Origin of the sequence: Devosia sp. (assembly GCF_028290435.1) — a bacterium.
GTDB lineage: Bacteria > Pseudomonadota > Alphaproteobacteria > Rhizobiales > Devosiaceae > Devosia.
The window spans coordinates 135,636-156,693 of sequence record NZ_JAQGJV010000074.1; the positions used below are offsets into that span (position 1 = coordinate 135,636).

21 protein-coding genes are annotated in these 21,058 nt (G+C 63.1%); 1 reads left to right on the plus strand and 20 read right to left on the minus strand.

From position 1 onward, the window contains the following. Positions 1-6: 6 nt before the first annotated feature. From JWP26_RS15985 to JWP26_RS16040, 12 genes are all read right to left on the minus strand, one after another. Entirely contained in the window at positions 7-1,041 is a 1,035-nt protein-coding gene (locus JWP26_RS15985) for an ABC transporter permease (RefSeq protein WP_299729839.1), read from the minus strand. A gap of 63 nt (positions 1,042-1,104) precedes the next feature. Next, a complete protein-coding gene (locus tag JWP26_RS15990; protein ID WP_299729841.1) occupies positions 1,105-2,715 on the minus strand; it encodes an ABC transporter substrate-binding protein in 1,611 nt (536 codons plus the stop codon). Positions 2,716-2,777: 62 nt separating this feature from the next. Further along, on the minus strand, positions 2,778-3,266 hold the full coding sequence (locus JWP26_RS15995) for a GAF domain-containing protein (RefSeq protein WP_299729843.1): 489 nt from the start codon (positions 3,264-3,266) through the stop codon (positions 2,778-2,780). Between the two features lie 2 nt (positions 3,267-3,268). Further along, the gene (locus tag JWP26_RS16000) at positions 3,269-3,877 is read right to left on the minus strand and encodes an XRE family transcriptional regulator (RefSeq protein ID WP_299729845.1); all 609 of its coding nucleotides are present in this window, start codon (positions 3,875-3,877) and stop codon (positions 3,269-3,271) included. A gap of 71 nt (positions 3,878-3,948) precedes the next feature. After that, a complete protein-coding gene (locus JWP26_RS16005) occupies positions 3,949-4,917 on the minus strand; it encodes an NAD-dependent epimerase/dehydratase family protein (RefSeq protein ID WP_299729847.1) in 969 nt (322 codons plus the stop codon). A 66-nt stretch (positions 4,918-4,983) separates the two neighbouring features. Beyond that, positions 4,984-6,564: a peptide ABC transporter substrate-binding protein gene (locus JWP26_RS16010; protein WP_299729850.1), complete on the minus strand. Its 1,581-nt coding sequence runs from the start codon at positions 6,562-6,564 to the stop codon at positions 4,984-4,986. 55 nt (positions 6,565-6,619) lie between these two features. Continuing rightward, positions 6,620-7,621, minus strand: coding sequence for an ABC transporter ATP-binding protein (locus JWP26_RS16015; protein ID WP_367184156.1), 1,002 nt, complete (start codon positions 7,619-7,621; stop codon positions 6,620-6,622). Then, a complete protein-coding gene (locus tag JWP26_RS16020; RefSeq protein WP_299729856.1) occupies positions 7,618-8,616 on the minus strand; it encodes an ABC transporter ATP-binding protein in 999 nt (332 codons plus the stop codon). Before JWP26_RS16020 ends, JWP26_RS16015 begins: the two co-directional genes overlap by 4 nt. Then, complete coding sequence (locus JWP26_RS16025) at positions 8,613-9,794, minus strand: ABC transporter permease (protein WP_299729859.1); 1,182 nt, start codon at positions 9,792-9,794, stop codon at positions 8,613-8,615. The genes JWP26_RS16020 and JWP26_RS16025 overlap by 4 nt, the downstream gene beginning before the upstream one ends. Further along, the gene (locus JWP26_RS16030; RefSeq protein ID WP_299729862.1) at positions 9,791-10,720 is read right to left on the minus strand and encodes an ABC transporter permease; all 930 of its coding nucleotides are present in this window, start codon (positions 10,718-10,720) and stop codon (positions 9,791-9,793) included. Before JWP26_RS16030 ends, JWP26_RS16025 begins: the two co-directional genes overlap by 4 nt. A gap of 140 nt (positions 10,721-10,860) precedes the next feature. After that, the gene (locus tag JWP26_RS16035) at positions 10,861-11,358 is read right to left on the minus strand and encodes a GAF domain-containing protein (RefSeq protein WP_299729865.1); all 498 of its coding nucleotides are present in this window, start codon (positions 11,356-11,358) and stop codon (positions 10,861-10,863) included. Positions 11,359-11,419: 61 nt separating this feature from the next. Beyond that, positions 11,420-12,985: a GGDEF domain-containing protein gene (locus JWP26_RS16040; protein WP_299729868.1), complete on the minus strand. Its 1,566-nt coding sequence runs from the start codon at positions 12,983-12,985 to the stop codon at positions 11,420-11,422. Between the two features lie 205 nt (positions 12,986-13,190). On the opposite strand from JWP26_RS16040, the gene JWP26_RS16045 reads away from it, so the two are divergent. Then, positions 13,191-14,156 carry a nucleoside hydrolase gene (locus JWP26_RS16045; RefSeq protein WP_299729871.1) on the plus strand — a complete coding sequence of 322 codons (966 nt, stop codon included), beginning with the start codon at positions 13,191-13,193 and terminating at the stop codon, positions 14,154-14,156. Between the two features lie 132 nt (positions 14,157-14,288). On the opposite strand, the gene cobM is transcribed toward JWP26_RS16045, so the two are convergent. The 8 genes from cobM to JWP26_RS16085 form a co-directional block, all read right to left on the minus strand. Next, positions 14,289-15,047 carry a precorrin-4 C(11)-methyltransferase gene (gene cobM, locus JWP26_RS16050; RefSeq protein ID WP_299729874.1) on the minus strand — a complete coding sequence of 253 codons (759 nt, stop codon included), beginning with the start codon at positions 15,045-15,047 and terminating at the stop codon, positions 14,289-14,291. Beyond that, complete coding sequence (gene cbiE / locus JWP26_RS16055) at positions 15,044-16,249, minus strand: precorrin-6y C5,15-methyltransferase (decarboxylating) subunit CbiE (protein ID WP_299729877.1); 1,206 nt, start codon at positions 16,247-16,249, stop codon at positions 15,044-15,046. The genes cobM and cbiE overlap by 4 nt, the downstream gene beginning before the upstream one ends. Beyond that, positions 16,246-17,007 carry a precorrin-3B C(17)-methyltransferase gene (locus tag JWP26_RS16060; RefSeq protein WP_299729880.1) on the minus strand — a complete coding sequence of 254 codons (762 nt, stop codon included), beginning with the start codon at positions 17,005-17,007 and terminating at the stop codon, positions 16,246-16,248. The genes cbiE and JWP26_RS16060 overlap by 4 nt, the downstream gene beginning before the upstream one ends. Further along, positions 17,004-17,726, minus strand: a complete 723-nt coding sequence (locus JWP26_RS16065) for a precorrin-2 C(20)-methyltransferase (RefSeq protein ID WP_299729883.1) — start codon at positions 17,724-17,726, stop codon at positions 17,004-17,006. Before JWP26_RS16065 ends, JWP26_RS16060 begins: the two co-directional genes overlap by 4 nt. Then, a complete protein-coding gene (locus JWP26_RS16070) occupies positions 17,723-18,355 on the minus strand; it encodes a precorrin-8X methylmutase (RefSeq protein ID WP_299729886.1) in 633 nt (210 codons plus the stop codon). The genes JWP26_RS16065 and JWP26_RS16070 overlap by 4 nt, the downstream gene beginning before the upstream one ends. Next, positions 18,352-19,704: a precorrin-3B synthase gene (cobG, locus tag JWP26_RS16075; protein ID WP_299729889.1), complete on the minus strand. Its 1,353-nt coding sequence runs from the start codon at positions 19,702-19,704 to the stop codon at positions 18,352-18,354. The genes JWP26_RS16070 and cobG overlap by 4 nt, the downstream gene beginning before the upstream one ends. A gap of 227 nt (positions 19,705-19,931) precedes the next feature. After that, a complete protein-coding gene (cobF, locus tag JWP26_RS16080; RefSeq protein ID WP_299729891.1) occupies positions 19,932-20,681 on the minus strand; it encodes a precorrin-6A synthase (deacetylating) in 750 nt (249 codons plus the stop codon). Further along, positions 20,678-21,034: a metalloregulator ArsR/SmtB family transcription factor gene (locus JWP26_RS16085; RefSeq protein WP_299729893.1), complete on the minus strand. Its 357-nt coding sequence runs from the start codon at positions 21,032-21,034 to the stop codon at positions 20,678-20,680. Before JWP26_RS16085 ends, cobF begins: the two co-directional genes overlap by 4 nt. Positions 21,035-21,058 lie beyond the last annotated feature (24 nt).

Genomic DNA, 21,058 nt, shown 5'->3' on the forward strand with positions numbered 1-21,058 from the left:
TCCCTCCTAGCGCGAACGCGGATCGAGCGTGCGATAGAGCACATCCGACAGCATGTTGAGGAACACGAAGACCACGCCGACCAGCAGCGTACCGCCCAGCACCGCGTTCATGTCGGCCGCGAACAGCGACGAATAGATGTAATTGCCGATGCCCGGCCAGGAAAAGATCGTCTCAATCAGCACTGAGCCTTCAAGCAATCCGCCATAGCTGAGCGCGATCACCGTCACCAACGGAATGGCCGCGTTGCGCAGCGCATGCCCCATAACCACGCGGAATTCACTGGCGCCCTTGAGCCGGGCCGTCAGCACATATTCGCGGGTGAGTTGGTCCAGCATCACCGAGCGCGTCATGCGCGAAATATAGGCCAGGCTATAATAGCCGAGCAAAATTGTCGGCAGCGTCATATGGCTGATGGCGTTGAAGAAGATTTCCCATTCGCCCTGCAGCGCGCTGTCGATCAGGATCGAGCCGGTCCAGCGATCCACCACGCCGACGAAAAACACATCGAGCTGGCCGGGGCCGGAGACCCAGCCGAGCCGGTAATAGAATACGAACAGCCCAACCAGCCCGAGCCAGAAGATCGGCACCGAATAGCCGATCAGCCCGACGATGCGGATGAGGTGGTCCGGCCATTTCTCGTGCCAATAGGCCGAGGCGACACCCATGGGCACGCCGAGCACGACGCCCAGCAACAGGCCGAGCGTCGATAGCTCCAGCGTTGCGGGGAAAAAATTGAGCAGATCGGTCAGCACCGGCCGGGTCGTTGAAAACGACGTCCCGAAGTCCCCGCGCAGGATCTTCGTGATGTATTCCCAGAACTGCTGCCAGAGGGGTTTGTCGAGCCCCAGTTCAAGAAATACGCGCTGATAGACTTCCGGCGACGCCTTTTCGCCGACGATCTTGAGCACCGGATCGATTGGCAGCACGCGCCCAATGAAGAACGTCAAAGCCGCTAGGCCCAGCAGCGTGATCGCCACCGTGAGCAGCCATGAGGCGATGCCGAAGATGATCCGTAGGGCGGGGTGGACGGGAGCGTTCAAGCGGTCTGGCCGATCATTCAAAGAGGAGCCGGGGACGCGAACGCCCCCGGCGAATATTGCGGATTATTCCTTCGTCACCGCGCCATAGCGGTCGTCCGAGAAGGTGATGCCGAGCACGACACCCTTGACGTTGGAGCGCATGGCAACCTTGCGGCTGTCCTGGAACATGTAGACGAATGGCGAGCTATCGGTGTGCGCGCGCTGGATGGTGTCATACATCGCCTTGCGCTTTTCGACGTCCTGCTCCTGCACGGCGGCGAGAACCTGGTCCGACAGCGGGCCCGAATCCCAGCCGAAGCGATCAGCGAGGTTGCCGTGCTGGCCATCGGGATTGGCCTTGTCGTTGACCGTGAACGCCTTGGCGTTGGAATGCGGATCGGGATAGTCCGGACCCCACAGACCGAACCAGATGTCGAGATCGTGCGAACGATAGCGATCCAGCCACTGGCCGCCATCCACAACCTGCAGGTCCAGCTCGATGCCGGCCTGCGCCATGGTCGCCTGAACGGCTTGGGCATATTCGGTATAGGGCGAGGTGTTCCAAACCACCGTCGCCAGCTTGATCGGCAGCGCCACGCCGCTCTCGGCGATCAGGGCCTTGGCCTTCTCGACGTTGAGCGAATAGGGGTTATAGTTGATGCCGCCGCCCAGGAACCCGTCGGGGATCATGGTCTGGTGCACCTTGACGGTGCCGCGGCCGATGCTGTCGGCAATGCCCTGGTAATCCACCAGGTACTTCATTGCTTCCACAACCTTGGGATTGCTGAGCGCGGGGTTGCGCAGGTTCAGGCCGAAATAATAGATCGTGGAGGAATTGCCTTCCATGATCGACACGTCGGGATTGGCCGAAACGGCGCCGATATCATCGGGCCCCAGCTTGTTGGCGATATCGATATCGCCCTTTTCCAGCGCCAGACGCTGGGTGGCGCTTTCCGGCATATGCTGCAGGAAAATGCGCTCGACGCCCGGAGGGGTCTGCCAGAAATTGTCGTTGCGCGACAGCAGGATCGAAACCTTCGGATCCCACTTGGTCAGCACATAGGGCCCCGAGCCGGCCGAATTTTCGCTCTTCAGCCAGGCATTGCCATAGTCGTTGCCGCCAGCGGCCAGCACGCCCTCATGCTGCTTGACCAGCACGGAGTCGACGATGCCGCCAGTGTAGGAAGACAGCACATAGAGGACGAAGCTGGTCGCATATTTCTGATCGACTTTGATCACCAGCGTGGAGTCGTCGGTGGCCTTGATGTTCTCCGCCACGTTGTCCTTGTTCAGGCCGAACTGGGTCAGGATGAACGAGATACGGCTGTCGATCATAATGACGCGCTGCAGGGAATAGGCGGCGTCATTGGCGGTCACCGGATTGCCTGAGGCAAACTTGGCGGCTGGGTTCATCTTGAAGGTGAAGGTCTTGCCGTCTTCCGAAACGGTCCAGCTTTCGGCCAGAACGCCGTAAATCTTGGTGGCGTCGGATGGGTCGAAACTCACCAGCGGCTGGTAAATCTGCTGGCTGGCGAGCACGCCGCCAACTTCGCTGACTTCACCCGGATCGAGGGTGATGATGTCGTCGATCGCGTCCGCGATGACGAGGGTATTCTTGGGCGTCTCGGCTATTGCTCCGGAAACGGTCAGCACCGCTCCGAAGGCGACAGCCGCGAGCGTCTTGAACAGGCGCATGGCAGTCTCCCTGGTTGAAGGATTGTCGGTCCGGCGCAAGCGGCCGGTTGCAGGCGCGTACATCATCGCTCGCTGATCCCCTGGAAGGTGAAAATCAGCGCGGCAATGGGCAGAAGGGTGTTGATTTCGGCAAGGGCGGCCGAGGTAAAGATGCCCGCATCGCCCAGCAGAGCCACGACGCCGCGTGTCTCGCCGGCGATGACGATGGGAAAGCACGAGCAGGCGCCATAGCCCATGGCCACCAACTGGTCGACTTCAGGAATGAACGCCGCTACGCCGGGCACGTCGTTCCCGATCACGGGCTTCATTTCGCGCAGGATGCGGTTGTTCCACGGGCTGTCGTCGACCGGATCGACATTGCCGATCGGGAAATCAGTGGGATTTGACGTGCCGATCCGGTGCGTTACCGGCCGATCCGGCGCCGTGGCGATAAAGGTCGCAGTCCGAATGCCCGGGATGGCGGTGAACAGACCGGACAGCAGCGCGAACATAGCCTGCGGGCCAGCAGCGAGTGCCTCCGACAATTCCTCGGCAACAGCTGGATTGAGCATGCTCATTCCGGAAACAACCTCATCGTGCCGACCCAGAGTTCGACCGCGGTCTCGGTGCCGATATTCTCACCCCGATGCGGCTTGTGCGAGTCGAAATGCAAGGTATCGCCGGGACCACAAAGATAGGTCTCGCCATCGACCTCATAGCGCATGGTGCCGGACACCAGGTAGACGAACTCCTCGCCCTCATGGCTCATGATTTCGGTTATGTGGCCGGGCGGCAAATGCGACAGGCAGGCATTGAGCTTGGCATCGGGAAAGCCGCGCTCGAGGAATTCATAAGACCGCGCCGCGTCACCCATATTGTAGGTCTGGCGCTGGCCGGAATGGCTGACCACGCTATGGTTGCGCGCCGGGGCTTTCGAGACGAAATGATCGACCGTCGTTTCCAGCGCCTGGGCGACATTGTAGAGCGAGGCCAGAGACGGCGTGGAGATGCCACGTTCGATCTGGGAGATGAAGCCTACGGTCAGCGAGGATTCGGTGGCCACCTGCTGCAGAGTTTTGCCGATCGCCTTGCGGCGCGACCGCAATCGCTCGCCCAGAGTCATGTCGACAGCAAATCCGGCCGGTTCGGCTTTCGCACCATGCTCGGCATTCAACTCCGACAATACATAACCTCAGCTGCCCCAATGATTTTAGCCAGACTAAATTACGGCGAGACTTTGTCAACGTCCGTGCGTCAGTTTTGCGACAGCTCCCACGCAATGGTGCGCTCCAGCGCCTCGCGCTCGCTGATCGTCTCGGCATAACCCAGCTCCGCGCGGATGCGTGTGCTGTCCAGCGTCAGCGGATAGTCCATGTTCGACGCCTCGGCGCGCTCGACCATAATGCCCTTGGCGTCAGGCGGAACTTCGGTGATCTCGGCTTTAACCCCCATCACATCGAGGATGGTCTCCGCCCACTGCCGCACCGTCCGAAGCTCGCGCTGTGCTGCATTGTATGTCCGTCCAGCCGCCGCAGGATGAAGCGCTCCCAGCACCAGCGCCTCGGCCATATCATCGATATAGCCATAGGAATTGAGCGCCTTCGCCGCCCGCGCATCGATGGCGAACGGCTTGCCTGCCGCCGCGTTCCGGATCGCCCAGGCAAAGCGATGCTGCTTGTCCTCGGGGCCAAAGATCATCGGTAGGCGCAGGATCGTGGTCTCGAACCGCGTATCCGCACGCGCCGCCTCCTCGACGGGGATTTTGTCATATTCGTCGAACAGGATGTCATCGACACCCTTGGGCCGGCGCGGATTGCCGAGATAGGGAAACCGCAGCGTGCGCAGCGGGGAATCCTCGGTCGCCGGCTCCAGCCGGATCGCCGGATTTTCCTTTTTCAAAAGCCCGCCATAGTTGGAATAAACGTCGGTCGAGCTGACCAGCACGTAGCGCCCACCCACCGTGCCGACCGCATCCAGCACCGGTTGCGTATTGCGCAAGCTCAGCGTGAAAATATCGATGACGGCCGTGACGCCATTGGCCTTGAGCAGGGCGGCGATGGCTCCCGAATCCATCCGGTCGGCCATCTCAAACCGCACGCCCGGCGGCAGCGCCACTGGCTCGCGGCCCCGCGCCATCACCAGCACATCCTGGCCATGTGCCAGCAGGCGCTTTGCCACCGCCTTGCCCAGAAAACCCGTGCCGCCAATAACCGCAACCGTCATGCTCTCACTCCACACCATAAAAGTGCCGCCGCGAGCGTTCGCGGCGGCACCATGATTCTAGTTGGTCTATTCGGCGATCGTGGCGTCGCGGAAATACGGCACATTCAGCGTCGAGCGCCAGAAGCCCGTCACTTTGGGGCTCATCATCATGTAGTTGTTGCGGTGATATTCCGGCAGGATGATGTGCTCGTTCATCACGATCGCCTCGGCGGCGCGCATGTCCTTGAGCGACTCCGCCTCGTCGCCCGTGGCCTTGGCCGCGGCGACATCAGCGTCATATTCGGCGTTGGACCAGCCCGCGAGATTGTTCGGGCTGCCGGTGACGAAATTGTCCAGAAAGGTCATTGGGTGCGGATAATCGGCGCCCCAGCCCATCTGCGCGATCTGGTACTGCACCTTCTGCACTTCGGGATAGAACACCTGCCACTCGCTGGCCTGGATCTTCACGTCGATGTTGAGATTCTTCTTCCACATCTGCTGAATGGCTTCGAGCAGCTTCTCGATCGGCGGGGACGAGTAGGTCACGAACACCGTATCGGGGAACCCCTTGCCGTCAGGATAGCCGGCTTCAGCCAGCAGCGCCTTGGCACCCTCGACTTCGGCGGTGGGGGCCAGGCCGAAGGTGTCGCGGCCCTCGGTGAATTCCTGACCGTCCACGATCATCCCCGGCGGCACCACGCCCATGGCTGGGATATCGGCCGATTGCAGCACGAACTCGACGATCTCCTCGCGATCGATCGCCATCGACAACGCCTTGCGGACGCGGACATCATCGAGCGGCTTCTGCGCCGGGTTGAAGAACGCATAGGTTGTGCCGAGTGCCGGCACGACCATGAAGGCGTCGCTTTCGACCGACAGACGTGGAATTTCCGGCGCCGGCACCGCTTCGATGCCGTCGATGTCGCCCGCTTCCATCGCGGCCAGAGCCGTTGCGGGATCGGGGATCAGCCGGAACGTGAGCTTGTCGAGGCTGACGGCTGCGGCGTCGTAATAGTTCGGGTTCTTTTCGAAAACTACGGATTCGCCGGCATTGAACTGAGTGACGCGGAACGGCCCGGTGCCGATGAAGGTCGCCGGATTGCGCGTCCAGCCTTCCGGATCGGCGGCGACCACGTCTTCGCGCACAGGGAAGAAGGTGGTGTAGGTCAAAAGCTGCATCATGTAGGGGACGCGCGCCTTGAGCGTGAACGTTAGCGTCTTGTCGTCGGGGGCGGAGACGGAAATGTCGCCCTTGCCGGCGGCATTGTAATGCTCCTCGGCTCCCACGATGGGGTAGAGCATGGCCGAATTCATCGCCCCGGTCGCGGGGTCGAGCACGCGGGTCCAGGCATAAACGAAATCGCCGGCCACGACTGGCTTGCCGTCGCTCCACTTGGCGTCGCGCAGGTGGAACGTATAGGTCAGGCCGTCCTCGGAGACTTCCCATTTTTCGGCCAAAGCCGGGACGATCTCGCCCGCCTTGTCGAAGCGCACCAGCCCCTCAAAGGTGTTGCCGATGATTGGCGCCGCAAAGGTCTCGGCGGTCGTGCCGGGATCATATTTGGCGCTTTCATTGTTGACCACATAGGTCAATTCGCCCGCGGCCATCGCCCAGGCGGTGCTGGCGAGCAGGGCGGCTGTCACCAGTGGCAGTATCAGCTTGTGCATGTGTCTCTCCTGTTGTTGGCCGGTTCGATCCGGCCTGGTTGATGGCGGGCTGCGATCACGCAGCCTGTCCCGTTTGCATGGCCGTGTCACCGGCATAGTGGCAGGCGGCGAGGTGCCCCCCGCCGATATCGCGAAGCGGCGGCTCGTGCGCCGCGCAGAGTTCTGTCGCCAGCGGACAGCGCGTGCGAAACCGGCAGCCACTGGGAATATCGATCGGGCTGGGGATTTCTCCCCGCATCGGCTCTGACGTGCTGCGCACGCTCGGATCAGGCACCGGAATGGAGGCCAGCAGCGCCAGCGTATAGGGATGGCTGGGCCGCGCATAAAGGTCGTGATTGCTCGCGAGTTCGACGATCTTGCCCAGATACATCACCCCGATCCGGTCCGAGATATGGCGCACCATCGACAGGTCATGGGTGATGAACAGGTAGGTCAGCCCCAATTCGTCCTGCAGATCCTCCAGCATATTGACCACCTGCGCCTGGATCGACACATCCAACGCCGAAATCGGCTCGTCGCAGATCACCAGGTCCGGGTTGAGCGCAATGGCGCGAGCGATACCGATGCGCTGGCGCTGGCCTCCGGAGAATTCATGCGCAAACCGTGTCGCATGATCCGGATTGAGCCCGACCCGCTTGAGCAGTTCCATCACCCGCTCGGTCCGGCTCTGCGGCGTGCCGATCCGCGCAATTTCCAGCGGCTCGGCAATCAGGTCGCGCACCGTCATCCGCCCATTGAGCGACGCATAGGGGTCCTGAAAAATCATCTGCATCCGGCTGCGAAACGGCGCCAGCGCCCGCTCATTCAGCGGCGCAATGTCGGTACCGTCGAACAGCATTTCGCCTGACGTCGGCTGGTAGAGCCGGATCAGCGTCCGCGCCAAGGTCGACTTGCCGCACCCACTCTCACCCACCAGGCCCAAGGTTTCGCCACGCCTGATATCCAGATCAACGCCGTCCACCGCACGCAGGACGGCCCGGTTGCGGCCCAGCAGGTTGCCGCCGAGGTTGAAGTGTTTTTTGAGATTGCGGAGCGAAACAAGAGGAGCATCCATCACGCTGCCTCCACCATATTCACCCCAACCACCCGCGGCGCTTCGGGGTGCTGCAACCAGCACCGTGCCCCATCGAATAGCGGCGGCATCGCCGCGACGCACTGCTTCATCGCATGCGGACACCTTGGCGCAAACGGACACCCCTCCGGCGGATGCGCCATATCGGGCGGCGACCCCGGGATCGGCGTCAGCCGATGATGCGTGTCGTCCCGCAAATCCGGCACTGCTGCCAGCAGCCCCTGCGTGTAAGGATGGCGCGGCCGCGCGAACAGGTCGCGCACATCGCCCTGTTCCATCACCATGCCGCCATACATCACCACGATGCGGTCGGTGACCTCCGCGATCACCCCCAAGTCATGCGTGATCAAAATCACCGCCATGCCCAGCCGCGTCTGCAATTCCTTCAGCAGCATCAAAATCTGTCGCTGGATGGTGACGTCGAGCGCCGTCGTCGGCTCATCGGCAATCAGCAGCTTCGGATCGCAACTCAGCGCCATCGCGATCATCACCCGCTGCCGCATGCCACCCGAAAACTCATGCGGATACGACTTGAGCCGCGCTGCCGCCGAGGGGATGCGCACCAGTTCGAACAGCTCGATTGCCCGCTGCCGCGCCTGTGTCCGCGTCACCCGGCGATGCCGCAGGATAGTCTCGATGACCTGCTCACCAACCGTCAAAGTCGGGTTGAGGCTCGTCATCGGGTCCTGAAAAATCACCGCAATATCGTTGCCGCGCAGATCGCGCATCTCGTCTTCATCGAGTTTGAACAGGTCGCGCCCGTCGAACAATGCTTCCCCGCCCTTGATCCGCCCGTTGGCCTTGAGCAGCCGCAGGATCGACATGCAGGTGATCGACTTGCCCGAGCCGCTCTCCCCCACGATGCCTATCATTTCGCCCGGCGCCACATCAAAGCTGACGCCGCGCACCGCCTGCACCTCGCCGCGCTGCGAAAAGAAACTGGTGCGCAAATCCCGCACGGAAAGGATCGGAACACTCATTTGCGCAACCTCGGATCGAGCGCATCGCGCAGCCCGTCACCCAGGAAATTGAACGCAAACATGGTCAGGCTGATTGCCGCCGCCGGAAAGAACAATTGATGCGGATAGGCCCGTAGCGTCTCCACGGCTTCGGAGGTTAGCGTCCCCCAACTCGCCAGCGGCGGCGTCACGCCCAACCCGATGAAACTCATGAAGCTCTCGATGAAAATCGCGCTCGGGATCAACATGGTCAGCGTCACGAGGATCGGTCCAACCGAATTGGGCAGCAGGTGCTTGGTCAGTATCCGCCCCGTTCCCGCGCCCATGGTCCGCGCCGCCGCCACATAATCCTGGCTCTTGAGCATCAATATCTGCCCGCGCACCATTCGCGCCATATCCACCCAGAACACCGAGCCGATCGCCACGACAATGGAAATCAGCCCGCTATCGAGCACCACCATCAACAGGATCACGTAAAGCGTCAGCGGTATCGTCGAGATGATCTCGACGATGCGCATCATCACCGCGTCGGTCTTGCCGCCCACATAGCCGGCAATGCCGCCGTAAAAGATGCCGATGAAAAAATTCACCAGCGTCGCCACGAACGCCACCGTCAGCGAAATGCGGGCCCCGATCATCTGCCGCACCAGCACATCGCGCCCCAACTGATCGGTGCCGAACAGATAGGTCATGTTCCACTGCAGGCCCTCGGGGCGCAGCACCGAACCATCGGCATTGAGCAGCTTGGCCGGCAAGCTGGAATAGTCGAGCGTCACCGCCTGATCGCCAAACTTGAACGCCTGCCGCTTCTTCAGCATGTCCTTGCGCTCGCCGCGGATAATCTCCTCCACCTGTCCGCCTTCGGACACCTGGTAGAGGTTGAAATTGGAGGCGTTGAGGAAAAATCGCGTCGACGCGCCGCTGCTGTCGGTAACCCGATACGGCTCGAACACCGGCGGTAGGTTAGCCAGTTTCAGGTTCTGGTCGGAATAGGAGAACGGGCTGAAAATCGGCCCGAAAATCGCCGCGAGGATCAGCAGCACGATAAACCCGATGCTGACCACCGCCGGCTTGTTCGCCCACAACCGCTTCCGCACATCCTGCCAATAGGTCAGGCTCGGCGTCGCGATGACCTCGGTTTCGCTCGCTGAACGGTCGAGCTTTTCCCACATGGCGGGGGCGATCGTTTCCTCGCTCATGCCGATTGCCCCGACAGCTTGATGCGCGGATCGAGCCACAGGTAGAGCAGGTCCACGATCAGGATCATCACCATCAACAGGGCCGCGTAGAAAATGGTGATGCCCATGATCGCCGTATAATCGCGATTGGTGATCGACAGCACGAAATGCCGCCCAATGCCGGGCAGGGCAAAAATCTGCTCGATCACGAACGAGCCCGTCACCAGGTTAGCCACCACCGGCCCCAGCACTGTCACCACCGGGATCAGCGAATTGCGCAGGCCGTGCTTGAACAGCACCTGTCCGGGCCGCAGCCCTTTGGCGCGCGCCGTCGTCATATAATCTTGCTCGAAGGTCTCCAGCAGGCTCGACCGCGACAGTCGCGCCACAAAGGAAATCCAGAATCCCGCCAGCGCCAGTACCGGCAGTATATAGCCGCGCCAATCGTCCAGCCCGAAAGTCGGCACCCAGCCGAGCTTGAGCGCGAACACATACAGCAGCACCGTCGCGATCACATAGGAGGGAATAGCGACGCCCATCGTGGCCAGCAGCATGACGCCGGTATCCGGCCATTTATTGCGGTTCAGCGCCGCCACAATCCCCATCGGCACGCCCAAAGCCACCACGCAGATCACCGCCAGCAGCCCCAGCCGCAACGTCACCGGCAGACCATCGGCGATCATCTGATTGACCGAAACGCCGGGATATTTGAACGACGGCCCCAGATCGAACATCGCAATGCCGCGCAGGTAATGCAGATATTGCAGCCAGATCGGATCGCTCAGCCCGAATTTGGCATTGAGCGACGCTTCGATCTCGGGCGCCAGCATCCGTTCTGACACAAAGGGGCCGCCCGGCACGGCATGCATCAGGAAAAACGTCAGCGTAACGATGGCGAACAGCGTCAGCAGCATCAGTCCCAGCCGCTGGATGACATAAGTCGCCATCTAGTGCGCCTGGCCGATTGCCCATTGGGCAATTGCGTCAGGCGGCAATGGTCGGGCAGCGAGCGGCGGGCTAATCATGCCGCTATACCAGCATCTTGGGCCCCGCGGTTCAATAGACCCGACACAAAATTTTAGTGTGCCTAAAGCGTAAAATGCCTGCGCAGAATCAGAAACGTCACGACGGCCGGCACGATCAGCGCCTGCGCCGCCTCGGCCTTATCCGCGCGGTAGCGCCCTTCGGCGTCGAGCGCATTGATGGTCCCGAGTAGCTCATTGCCCGCCATGGCCGGCACGCTGATCGAGGCGTTGCAGCCCAGCGTGCGGATCAGGTCGAGATCGCCGAAATTGCCTTCCATCCCGGCGGCCGTATTGATCACGTCGATCGCCCGTTCCGTCCGCATCCGCTCGAACCAGTCGTCGATCTCCAGCGGCTTGGTGCCGAGCAGCGGATAGACATCCTCATGGCTGGAATAGACCCGCCGCACGTGGCCCGCTTCCATATTGATCGCCGTCAGCGTGAACACCTTGACCCCGATCACCGCCTCGGCCAGCCGATGCAGCGCCGCGCCAACCTCAATAGGATCAGCGTAACGCGCCAGGGTTTGCTCAAAGGCACGCAGCGCGGAAGCAGTGGTCATAAGCGATGTCTCGACGGTTCGATTCGACAGGCGATATCCCTATGGCAACTGGCGCAATCGCTCAACCGGCCATGACGAGCGCATCTGCGTCGAACGCCACCAGGCGGTCGCGGCCCTGCGTTTTCGCGGCATAAAGGCGTCGGTCGGCCGCGGCAATCAGATCGTCGCCGCCCTCGTCACCGGTGCCGGCAGCCAGGCCGATACTGGCTGTGACCCTGAGGTCGGCGGCGATGTCGGACCAGTCTGCGTCCGCAATGGCAAGCCGGACCGTGTCGCAGAACACCGAGGCGTTGGCAGTGACGGCGCCGGGAAATATCAGCGCGAATTCCTCGCCGCCCAGACGGACCGCGTGACCATGCACGCCGATCTGCTCCACCATGATGCGCGCCACCCGCCGCAGAACGGTATCGCCGACTTGATGCGAGAAGCGGTCGTTGACCGATTTGAAATGGTCCAGGTCCAGCATGCCTACCGCATAGGGGGTGCCATCCAGGCGGCTCAGGATCTGATCGAAACAACGCCGATTGGCGATGCCGGTAAGGGGGTCGAGCATGACCTGCATACTCAGTTCCTGGGCCCGCGCCCGCAAGTGTTCGCTCTCGAGTTGGATTTCGGCGATCTTGGCGCGGCGCCGCGTGGTTTCCCCCGATTGCCGCACATAGAGGGCATGAAAGCGCCGGTGCAGCCCCAGCGCCGTCTCGAACTGCCCCAAGGCCTCCGCGTTGAGCTGATGGTCGATCTGGTTGCCCGTTTCGGCCTGGGCCAGCGCTTCGGCACAGGTATTTCGCGCGTCTTCCAGCTTGCCGACCCGCAATTGAACGTTGCCCAGCGTATAAAGATAGTGGATGCGCAAGCCGACGCCCGGATCGCCCGGCAACGCCGCCCAAGCATCGAGATACGCCATGGCCGGGTCCAGATTGCCGCTACGCGCCTGGTATTCGGCCCCGTTGGCCAGTGCAGTGCGCAATGTCCAGGCATCGCCACACAGCCGGGCGGCAGCGATGGCGGCGTCATTGGTTTCAATCGCCAGGTCCAGCCAATGACGGCCCTCTGACGCTCGCTCGCTCATCTCGGCATCGTCGACGAGCTGTATCTGGCAAAAACCCAGATTGAGCAGATGAAAGGCGCGGTCGGTTTCCTCTTTGGGACCCTGCGTCAGCGCAACGGCGCGCTCCAGCAGCTTGGCGCCCAGTTCCGGCTGTCGGCACAACGCGAGGATCACGCCCTTGACGTTATAGGCGAAGGCCGTGACGGCGTCCTGACCGGCCGCTTCGGCGGTAATGACAGCCAGTTCGGCGGCCGCGAAGGCTTCGTCGCTCAAGCCCAAATCTAGCAGCAGGAAGGCTTCGATCGCATGGGTCCGGGCTTGCTCGGCGCCGTCGTCACCGCGCTGATCCAGCCGCCTGGAACCGATCAGGCAATCCAGCCCGGTCTCGGGATCGCCAAGCTTCATGCAACACCAGGCCAGCTGCACCAGCGCGCGCGACATCAGCGCCTTGTCGCGGCGGCTTTGTGCTTGCGCAAAAACCTGTTTGGTGGCCGCCAGCGCCTCCACGCATTGCCCTTTGGCCAGCAAATGCCGGGCCAGGACGAGTCCATCGTGATGCTGGTCGGAGGCGTTGGGCAAGGGCGATACTCTGGTCACTGCGAGGACAAGTCTAGATCGATTCTATCGACCAATTCCTAATGCTTGGCTGGTTTCCGATCACGCCTGAGTGGCCCTCGGAGCGGCATCCACAAGCAATTTTGTAGCCGCACCGCGCGGCGCGGTTTGCAGTTGGCCGCCATGCCTGATAGGCACGCGCACCCATCAGAACCAGGAGCCGAGCCCCGTGTCCCCCACCAAGGTTATTTTCGATACCGATCCCGGCATTGATGATGCGATGGCGCTGCTGTTCCTCAAATCCTCGCCGGCGCTCGACCTGCTGGGGATCACCACCGTGCTCGGCAATGCCTCGATCGAGACCACCACGCGCAACGCCCTGTTCCTGCGCCAGCATTTCGATATCACCGCGCCCGTAGCCCGCGGCGCAGCGGCTCCGCTCAATGGGGTGATCGCCGATGTGCCCGAAATGGTGCATGGCGCCAACGGCCTTGGCGACATCCCGCTGCCCGAAATCGACACGTCAGGCCTGCATGCGCTGGACGCCGCCCATTTCCTCATCGAAACGGTGCGCGCCAATCCGGGCGAAGTGACCATCATCGCCGTCGGCCGCATGACCAACTTGGCCCTGGCGCTGCGGCTCGATCCCGATTTCGCCACGCTGGTAAAATCCGTGGTCATCATGGGCGGCGCCTTCGGTTTCAAGGGCCACAGCGGCAATGTCACCCCCGTCGCCGAAGCCAATATTCACGGCGACGCGCTGGCAGCCGACGAAATCTTTGCCGCCAACTGGAAGGTCGTCGTCATCGGCCTCGACGTCACCCAGGAAGCCCTGATGACAAACGCCTATCTCGCCCAATTGCGCGATGGCGCCGGCGCCAACGGCCAGTTGATCTGGGACATGACCCGGCTCTACGCCAAGTTCTACAACGACGTGACTGGCGTCGACGGCGTCTTCGGCCACGACTCGCTGGCCGTCGCCTATGTCATCGCGCCTGAGCTGTTCACCACCCGCTCTGGCCCGATCCGCGTGATCACTGAAGGGCTCGCCGAGGGCCAGACCATCCAGCAGCCCGACATCCGCAAGTTTGCGCTCAGCGCATGGAGCGGCCTGCCATCGCACGACGTTTGCATAGAATGCGACACGCCGGCGATTTTGGATTTGTACATGAAGACCATCGTCGACGCGGCCTAACCATTTGGCCGCCAACGCCACATACCAATTCCACCCACGGCGTCACTTCCGCTTTCGCGGGAATGACGCTGCGGATGCTTGGAAACCGCAAGACCACTCCAAATTCGCGTGGCGGTGCGTCCAGGCGGGCGACTAATCTCGCCCGCGAAACCGCCGTTGATAATCCGGATCGTAGAGCGCACTTTCGCGAAAATCCTCGGCCTCCAGGCCGGGGCCGACAAAGATGATCGCCGTCCGTTCGATCGGGTCGCTGGCGACCTGCGCCTCGATATCCCCCAGCGTGCCCCGCACCACCCGCTCATCCGGCCACGATGCCCGCGCGACAATCGCCACCGGGCAATCCGCCCCATAGATCGGCGTCAATTCTGCCACTACCCGATCCAGCGCATGGATTGCCAGATGGATCGCCAGCGTCGCTCCGGTCGCGCCAAAGCCCGCCAGCGTTTCATCAGCCGGCATCGGTGACGCACGTCCTGAAACACGCGTCAGCACCAGGCTTTGCGCCAGCCCCGGAATGGTCAGCTCCCGCCCCAGCGTCGCCGCCGCAGCCGCGAAGGCGGGAACACCCGGCGTTAGCGTATAGCCAATCCCCAGCCGCTCCAGCCGCCTGATCTGCTCGGCCACCGCGCTCCACACCGACAGATCGCCCGAATGCAGCCGCGCCACGTCCAGCCCAGCCGCCTCTGACGCCGCATATTCCGCCTCGATGTCATCCAGCGATAGCGGCGCCGTATCAACGATCCGCGCATTCGTCGGGCAATAAGCCAGCAATTCCTTCGGCACGATCGAGCCCGCATAGAGACATACCGGGCACCGCGCCAACAGGTCGCGTCCGCGCACGGTGATCAAATCCGCCGCGCCGGGCCCAGCGCCGATGAAATGCACCGTCATGGCTTGATCCAGTTCCACTGTGTAATCGGCATCGCCGGCCGCCACCCCGTCATGCCGCCAATCGGCGCAGCGCGGTCGATGGCGATGCGGGTCAGTTGCCCACCGAGTTCGCCATGCCGGGCTAGCAGCAGCGCCTCCATTTGTGTCGTCACCGCATTGGCCACCAGCCGCCCGCCTGAGGGCAGGGCAGCGATAACAGCCTCAATCACACCCGGCTCCGTCCCGCCACCGCCAACAAAGATAGCAGCCGGCTGCGGGAGGTCGGCAAGCGCCGCTGGAGCCGCGCCGTGAACCACTCGCAAATCAGGAACCCCGAACATCGCCGCATTGCGCCCGATCCGCGCCACCCGCTCAGCGTCCGCCTCAATAGCAATAGTGCGCAAGCTCACATCAGCCAGCATCCACTCAATGCCGACCGAGCCCGAACCCGCGCCAATATCCCACAACAATTCACCCCGCCGCGGCGCCAGCGCCGAAAGCGTCAGCGCCCGAACCTCGCGTTTGGTGATCTGCCCGTCATGCTCGAACAACGCATCGTCCAACCCCGCCGCCAACGTCAGCACGCGCGCGCCGGGAACCGTCACCACATCGATGGCGCAGATGTTTAGCGGATTGATTTGGTCCAGCGTGAATCGCGAGGCAACCGCGCCCTTGATCTGCTCGTCAGGTCCGCCCAGGGACTCCAGCACGGTGATGATCGAGCGACCAAACCCGCTACTGTCGAGCAACTTCGCCAGACCTGCCGGACCGTCGCCGTCGGATGTCAGCGCCAAAATACGCGCCCCATCATACAGGTGCGGCCGGATCAGCTCCATCGGCCGCCCATGCAGAGACAGGCAGACGACATCCTGCAGCGGCCAGCCCAACCGCGCCGCCGCGAGGCTGAATGAGGATGGATGCGGGAACACATCCATTTCGGCAGCATCGACATGGTGCGACAGCGTCGCCCCAACGCCGTAGTGAAACGGATCGCCGGAAGCCAACACGCAAACCGCGCGCCCTTGCTCTGACAGCACCGCCTCGATCGAGCGCATGAATGGGCTATCCCACGACCGCCTCTCCCCGGTGATGATGGCCCCCGCCAATTCCAGATGCCTTGCGCCGCCGAAAACGACATCGGCATCGGCAATACGCTTGCAGGCAGCTTCGCCGAGCCCCGCAATCCCGTCCTCGCCAATGCCCACGATAGACAGCCACCTCACGGCGTCGCTCCGCTCGCACGCGGTGAATACACCAGCGGTTGCCGCCCCGGCCGTTCGATGAGGCGCGTCTCTGCCGAGCCAATGATGACGCATGTCGCCATGTCGGCGCGCGTCGCGTCGGCGTCGGCCAGCGTGGTCACCGCAATCGCTTCGTCCGGCCGCCCGGCCGCCCGCCCGAAAATCACCGGCGTGGTCCACGGCAACACTTCGCGCAGAATGGCGAAGGCCGAGCCAAGCTGCCACGGCCGCGCCCGGCTGATCGGATTATAGAGCGCGATCACCAGCCCCGCCGTTGCCACGGCCCGCAAGCGCTGCTCGATCACCGCCCACGGCTTGAGATTGTCCGACAGCGAAATCGCACAGAAATCATGCCCCAGCGGCGCCCCCGCCCGCGCCGCTACCGCCAGCATCGCGGTCACGCCGGGCACCACTTCGAGGTCGATTTCGCGCCAGGATTCCACATCCTCCTCGATCGCCTCGCACACGGCCGCCGCCATGGCGAAAACCCCCGGATCGCCCCCCGAAACGACGCAGACATGCGCCCCGCCCGCCGCCGCATGCAGCGCCGCCTTGGCGCGGCTCAGCTCCTCGCGATTGTCCGAAGCGACGCGCCTCTGATCGGGCCGCAGCGCCAACCGGTCGAGATACGGCCCATAACCAAAAAACACTTCCGCCGCCGCCACAGCTGCGCTGGCCTGCGGCGTGATCTGTTCAGGACTGCCCGGCCCAAGCCCAACAATAACCAACTTCCCACTCATGGCCGCGCCGCCCAGCCAGGCACCAAGATCAGGGCAAAGTAGGGTGCCTCATCATCCGGCTTGTCAGCGAGCCGCATCGAATACCCACTCGCCATCGTGCCGCGCTCGACATAGATCGCGCTATCCAGCTTGCCGGCCTCCGCGATAGCACGGCGTATCTTCGGCAAGTTCCGCCCAACCTTCATGATCACCGCCCCGCCGGTATCACCCAGCCGTCGCGTCAGTTCGGCCTGGCCCAAAGTACCGGGAAGCACGCTCAAAATATCGTCGCCCTGCACCAGCGGCATCCCGGCCTGCGACCAGCAGCCCGACATGGCGGTAATGCCCGGAATAACCTCGGTCTCGAACCGCGTCGCCAGCCGCACATGAAGATGCATATACGAGCCATAAAACAGCGGATCGCCCTCGCTCAACACTGCCACCGTGCGGCCGGCGCTGAGATGCCCCGCGACCCGCTCCGCCGCCTCGGCATAAAACCCATCGATGGCCGAGGTGTAATCTGCATGCTCCCGCGCCACTTCCGTGGTCACCGGATAGTGCAGGGGCTCCTCGATCTGCCTCTTGAGCAAATCGGCAACGATGGCCCGCGCATTGCTGGCATTGCCGCGCTTGGCGAAATACGCCACCACATCGGCGCGCTCGATGGCCCGCACCGCCTTGAGCGTCAGCAATTCCGGATCGCCCGGCCCAGTCCCGACCCCGATCAAACGCCCGCTCACAGCCCCGGCCTCGCCAGCGCATTCAGCGCCGCCGCGGTAATCGCGCTGCCCCCCAGCCGTCCGCGCACGATAGCGAACGGCACGCCGTATGAATTGTCCGCCAGCGCATCCTTGGATTCCGCTGCGCCCACAAATCCCACCGGCATCCCCAGAATGGCCGCCGGCTTTGGTGCGCCATCGCGCAGCAACTCAAGCAGGTGAAACAGCGCTGTCGGCGCATTGCCGATGGCCACCACTGAACCCTCCATGCGCTCCACCCACAGCCGCAACGCCGCCGCCGAACGCGTATTGCCGATTTCTGCAGCGATACCCGGAGTACGCGGATCGCGCAGCGTGCAGATGACCTCATTATTCGCCGGCAACCGCGCCGCCGTCACGCCTCGCGCCACCATTTCCGCATCGCACAGGATCGGCGCGCCGCTCTGGAGTGCTGCCCGCGCCGCTGCCACAAATCCGGCCCCGAACACGAACTGCCGCGCCGCCTCCACCAATCCAGCGGCGTGCACCATGCGGACGGCGACGTCGGTCTCCTCCGGCGAAAAGCCCGAAAAATCGGCCTCCGCCCGGATGATGGCGAACGACGCTCGATAGATCGCGTCACCATCCTTGATGTAGTCGTAGTCTGTCATTGCCGTCCTTGCTGAACCGTCGCGGCGATCGAGGCCGCGCCGAGCCGCTTGAAGCACGAAGCGACGGATTCTCCCAGCTTTCGTTCGTCGCGCCACAGCGTCGCGAGCCGCTCCATGGCCAGCGGCACGGCGTCGCTCGCCATGCGCAATGCCGGCGCTCCTTTCGCACTGCCATCCACGACGAGGTCTACCCCGTCCTCATTGCCCACCAGCGTCAGCAGCGCCGGACCCGGATGCGCGCAGCCCTTGGCACACCCCGACACATGCAGCGCAAACGAGCCATCGAAAAATTCGGGTTCCGCCCGCGTCAGCGTTTCCGCCACGCGCCGCGCCGCGATCGTGCCTGACGCACAGCCCTCGCTGCCAATGCAAGCGCTCACCGCACCGCGCGGATCGGCCGAGGTAGTGATGAAGCCCAGCGTCCCCGCCGCCTGCGCAAAGCGCGCCGCATCAGCCTCCGTTGCACAAATGGCAATCAACTGATGCTGCGGCGCCAGATGAAACTCCGCTATGCCGACCGCCTGCGCTGCATTCGCCAATGCGCTCAACGTCGCCGCATTTGCCGCGCCAAACGCCAGGCCCACAGCCGCGCCAGCGCGCCCATCGGCCAGCGCGATCCGATCCTGGGTCAGCCGGGCAGGGGGATGTTGCGGCGCCCCTGCAACGAGGATCGGCGCGAGGGCTTGGTACAAGGCCCTCCCATCCAGATCGCGCCCTCGCCCAAGCGGCCCGAGCCCGGCGATCAAACTGAGTGCCGCCCAAACCGCCCCCGCCGCATCTTCCGCCCGAAGCAGGCCAGTTCCTTGTCCCCCCACCTCAAGCGCCCACATCGGCGCGTCCGCAGAACCCACCGCCGTCAGCCGTATGTCAGCCGCCAGTTCATCGCGCCCGATGCACCCGCCGCCATCGACCACGACTGTAACCTTGGGCCCAAGCGCTGCCTCCAGCGCGCCATCGGCAACCGCAAGCCGGATCGCCTCCGCCAGCGGCCGTGGATCGGCAATTTCATGTCCATCAAGCCCCGCGAGTGGCGATGTCTCGATCACCAACCCGCTTTCAATGGCGACGACAGCCTCGATACCCTGCGCAAACTCCGCCACAACGTCGGCCCGCAGCCCTCGCACCTGCAGATTGCCCCGCGCAGTAACCTCAATCTGCCCATTGCCAAACCGCTCAGCCAAGTCCGCCACGGCCCGCAACTGGTGCGGCGAGATCACGCCCCCCACCGGCCGCAACCGCGCCAATAGCCCGTCGTCAGTCTGCATCGGCTCGCGCAACGTTGGACAGGCGCCGCGGCGCTGGTCGCGGGCAGGGCTTGACGCTGATGGTGCAAGGTTAAGCTGGGTCAAAAGACAGTTCCGGCAGATCGGGGTTTGATCTTTATACGATCACCGTTCGGGGACAAAGTGCGCGATGCAGAGATAGGGGCTAACCACACCCCCTCCCATCCTCCCCCATCAAGGGGGAGGTGCCGTCTTGTGGGTTGAACGCTATCGAGTCTCAAGAGTGGAGAGAAACCTCCCCCTTGATGGGGGAGGTAGGAGGGGGTGATGCCCCGATCCAACGATTGGCCGCGCTACTCCCGCGCCCGCAGCAGATACGTATCCATGATCCAGCCATGCCGCTCACGCGCCAACCGGCGCGTCTCAATGATACGCTCAGCCACATCGCGCAGCCGCCCGCTGATCAGCAGTTCATCGGCCGTTCCCAAATACGCACCCCAGAAGATATCCAGTTCCGCATCCACACCAGCAAACGCCGCCTGCCCGTCGAGCATCACCAGCGTATCCCCATGCCGGTCGCCCTGCGCCAGCCGCCGCCCGGTGGTGATATGCACCGGCTCGCCAATCCGGTTCAGCGCAATACCATGGGCGGCCGTCAGTGCCTGGATGCTGCTGATCCCCGGAATAATCTCGAGCCCATAAGCATCCGGCGCATCGGCTCGCAGCCGGTCGAAAATCCGGATCGTGCTGTCATAAAGTCCCGGATCGCCCCACACCAGAAACGCCGCAACACCGCCGTCGCCGACATGCTGATCCAGCAAGTCTCCAAACTGCCGTGCCAACTCGCCGTGCCAGTCTGCCACTCGCTCGGCATAATCGGGCGTGCCCGCATCGCGCACCGGCGGCGCAAACTCTACCGATCGGCTCGCCGGATTGGTCACATACCGCCGCACGATATCGCGGCGCAACTGCGCCAGCTCGCCCTTGCTCTCGCCCTTGTCGGGGATAAGCAACACATCGGCGCGGTTGAGCGCGTTGATGGCCTGAATGGTCACATGCTCCGGATTGCCGGTGCCGACGCCCACGAGCAGAATGGTTTTCACGCCTTGCTCTCGGGCTCTTCGTCTGCGGTAGCGGCGAGGAAATCGCCCAGCCGGTCCAGCCGCTTGACCCAATTGGTGCGGCGTTCGTTGATCCATTGTTCGGCCTGGCTCAGCGCCTCCGCCTCAATGCGCACCGTGCGCACCCGCCCCACCTTTTCGGAGCTGACCAGCCCGCTGGCCTCCAGCATCTGCAAATGCTGCACCACGGCCGGCAGGCTCATCGCGAACGGCTTGGCCAATTCGCTGACCGACACCGGGCCACGGCTCAACCGCTCGACCATGCCCCGTCGCGTCGGATCGGCAAGAGCCTGGAACATGAGATCAAGATTCGGGTGCGACTGTTGGTTAAGCATAGCCTTAACTAACAATTCCGCCCC

Bases quoted from the DNA above. Each gene is read 5' to 3' on its own strand.
- JWP26_RS16085 (WP_299729893.1), bottom strand. From the start codon at position 21,034: ATGCTTAACCAACAGTCGCACCCGAATCTTGATCTCATGTTCCAGGCT.
- JWP26_RS16035 (WP_299729865.1), bottom strand. From the start codon at position 11,358: ATGACCACTGCTTCCGCGCTGCGTGCCTTTGAGCAAACCCTGGCGCGT.
- JWP26_RS16010 (WP_299729850.1), bottom strand. From the start codon at position 6,564: ATGCACAAGCTGATACTGCCACTGGTGACAGCCGCCCTGCTCGCCAGC.
- JWP26_RS16030 (WP_299729862.1), bottom strand. From the start codon at position 10,720: ATGGCGACTTATGTCATCCAGCGGCTGGGACTGATGCTGCTGACGCTG.
- JWP26_RS15990 (WP_299729841.1), bottom strand. From the start codon at position 2,715: ATGCGCCTGTTCAAGACGCTCGCGGCTGTCGCCTTCGGAGCGGTGCTG.
- JWP26_RS15995 (WP_299729843.1), bottom strand. From the start codon at position 3,266: ATGCTCAATCCAGCTGTTGCCGAGGAATTGTCGGAGGCACTCGCTGCT.
- JWP26_RS16005 (WP_299729847.1), bottom strand. From the start codon at position 4,917: ATGACGGTTGCGGTTATTGGCGGCACGGGTTTTCTGGGCAAGGCGGTG.
- JWP26_RS16025 (WP_299729859.1), bottom strand. From the start codon at position 9,794: ATGAGCGAGGAAACGATCGCCCCCGCCATGTGGGAAAAGCTCGACCGT.
- JWP26_RS16060 (WP_299729880.1), bottom strand. From the start codon at position 17,007: ATGAGTGGGAAGTTGGTTATTGTTGGGCTTGGGCCGGGCAGTCCTGAA.
- cobM (WP_299729874.1), bottom strand. From the start codon at position 15,047: ATGACGGTGCATTTCATCGGCGCTGGGCCCGGCGCGGCGGATTTGATC.
- JWP26_RS16070 (WP_299729886.1), bottom strand. From the start codon at position 18,355: ATGACAGACTACGACTACATCAAGGATGGTGACGCGATCTATCGAGCG.
- JWP26_RS16020 (WP_299729856.1), bottom strand. From the start codon at position 8,616: ATGAGTGTTCCGATCCTTTCCGTGCGGGATTTGCGCACCAGTTTCTTT.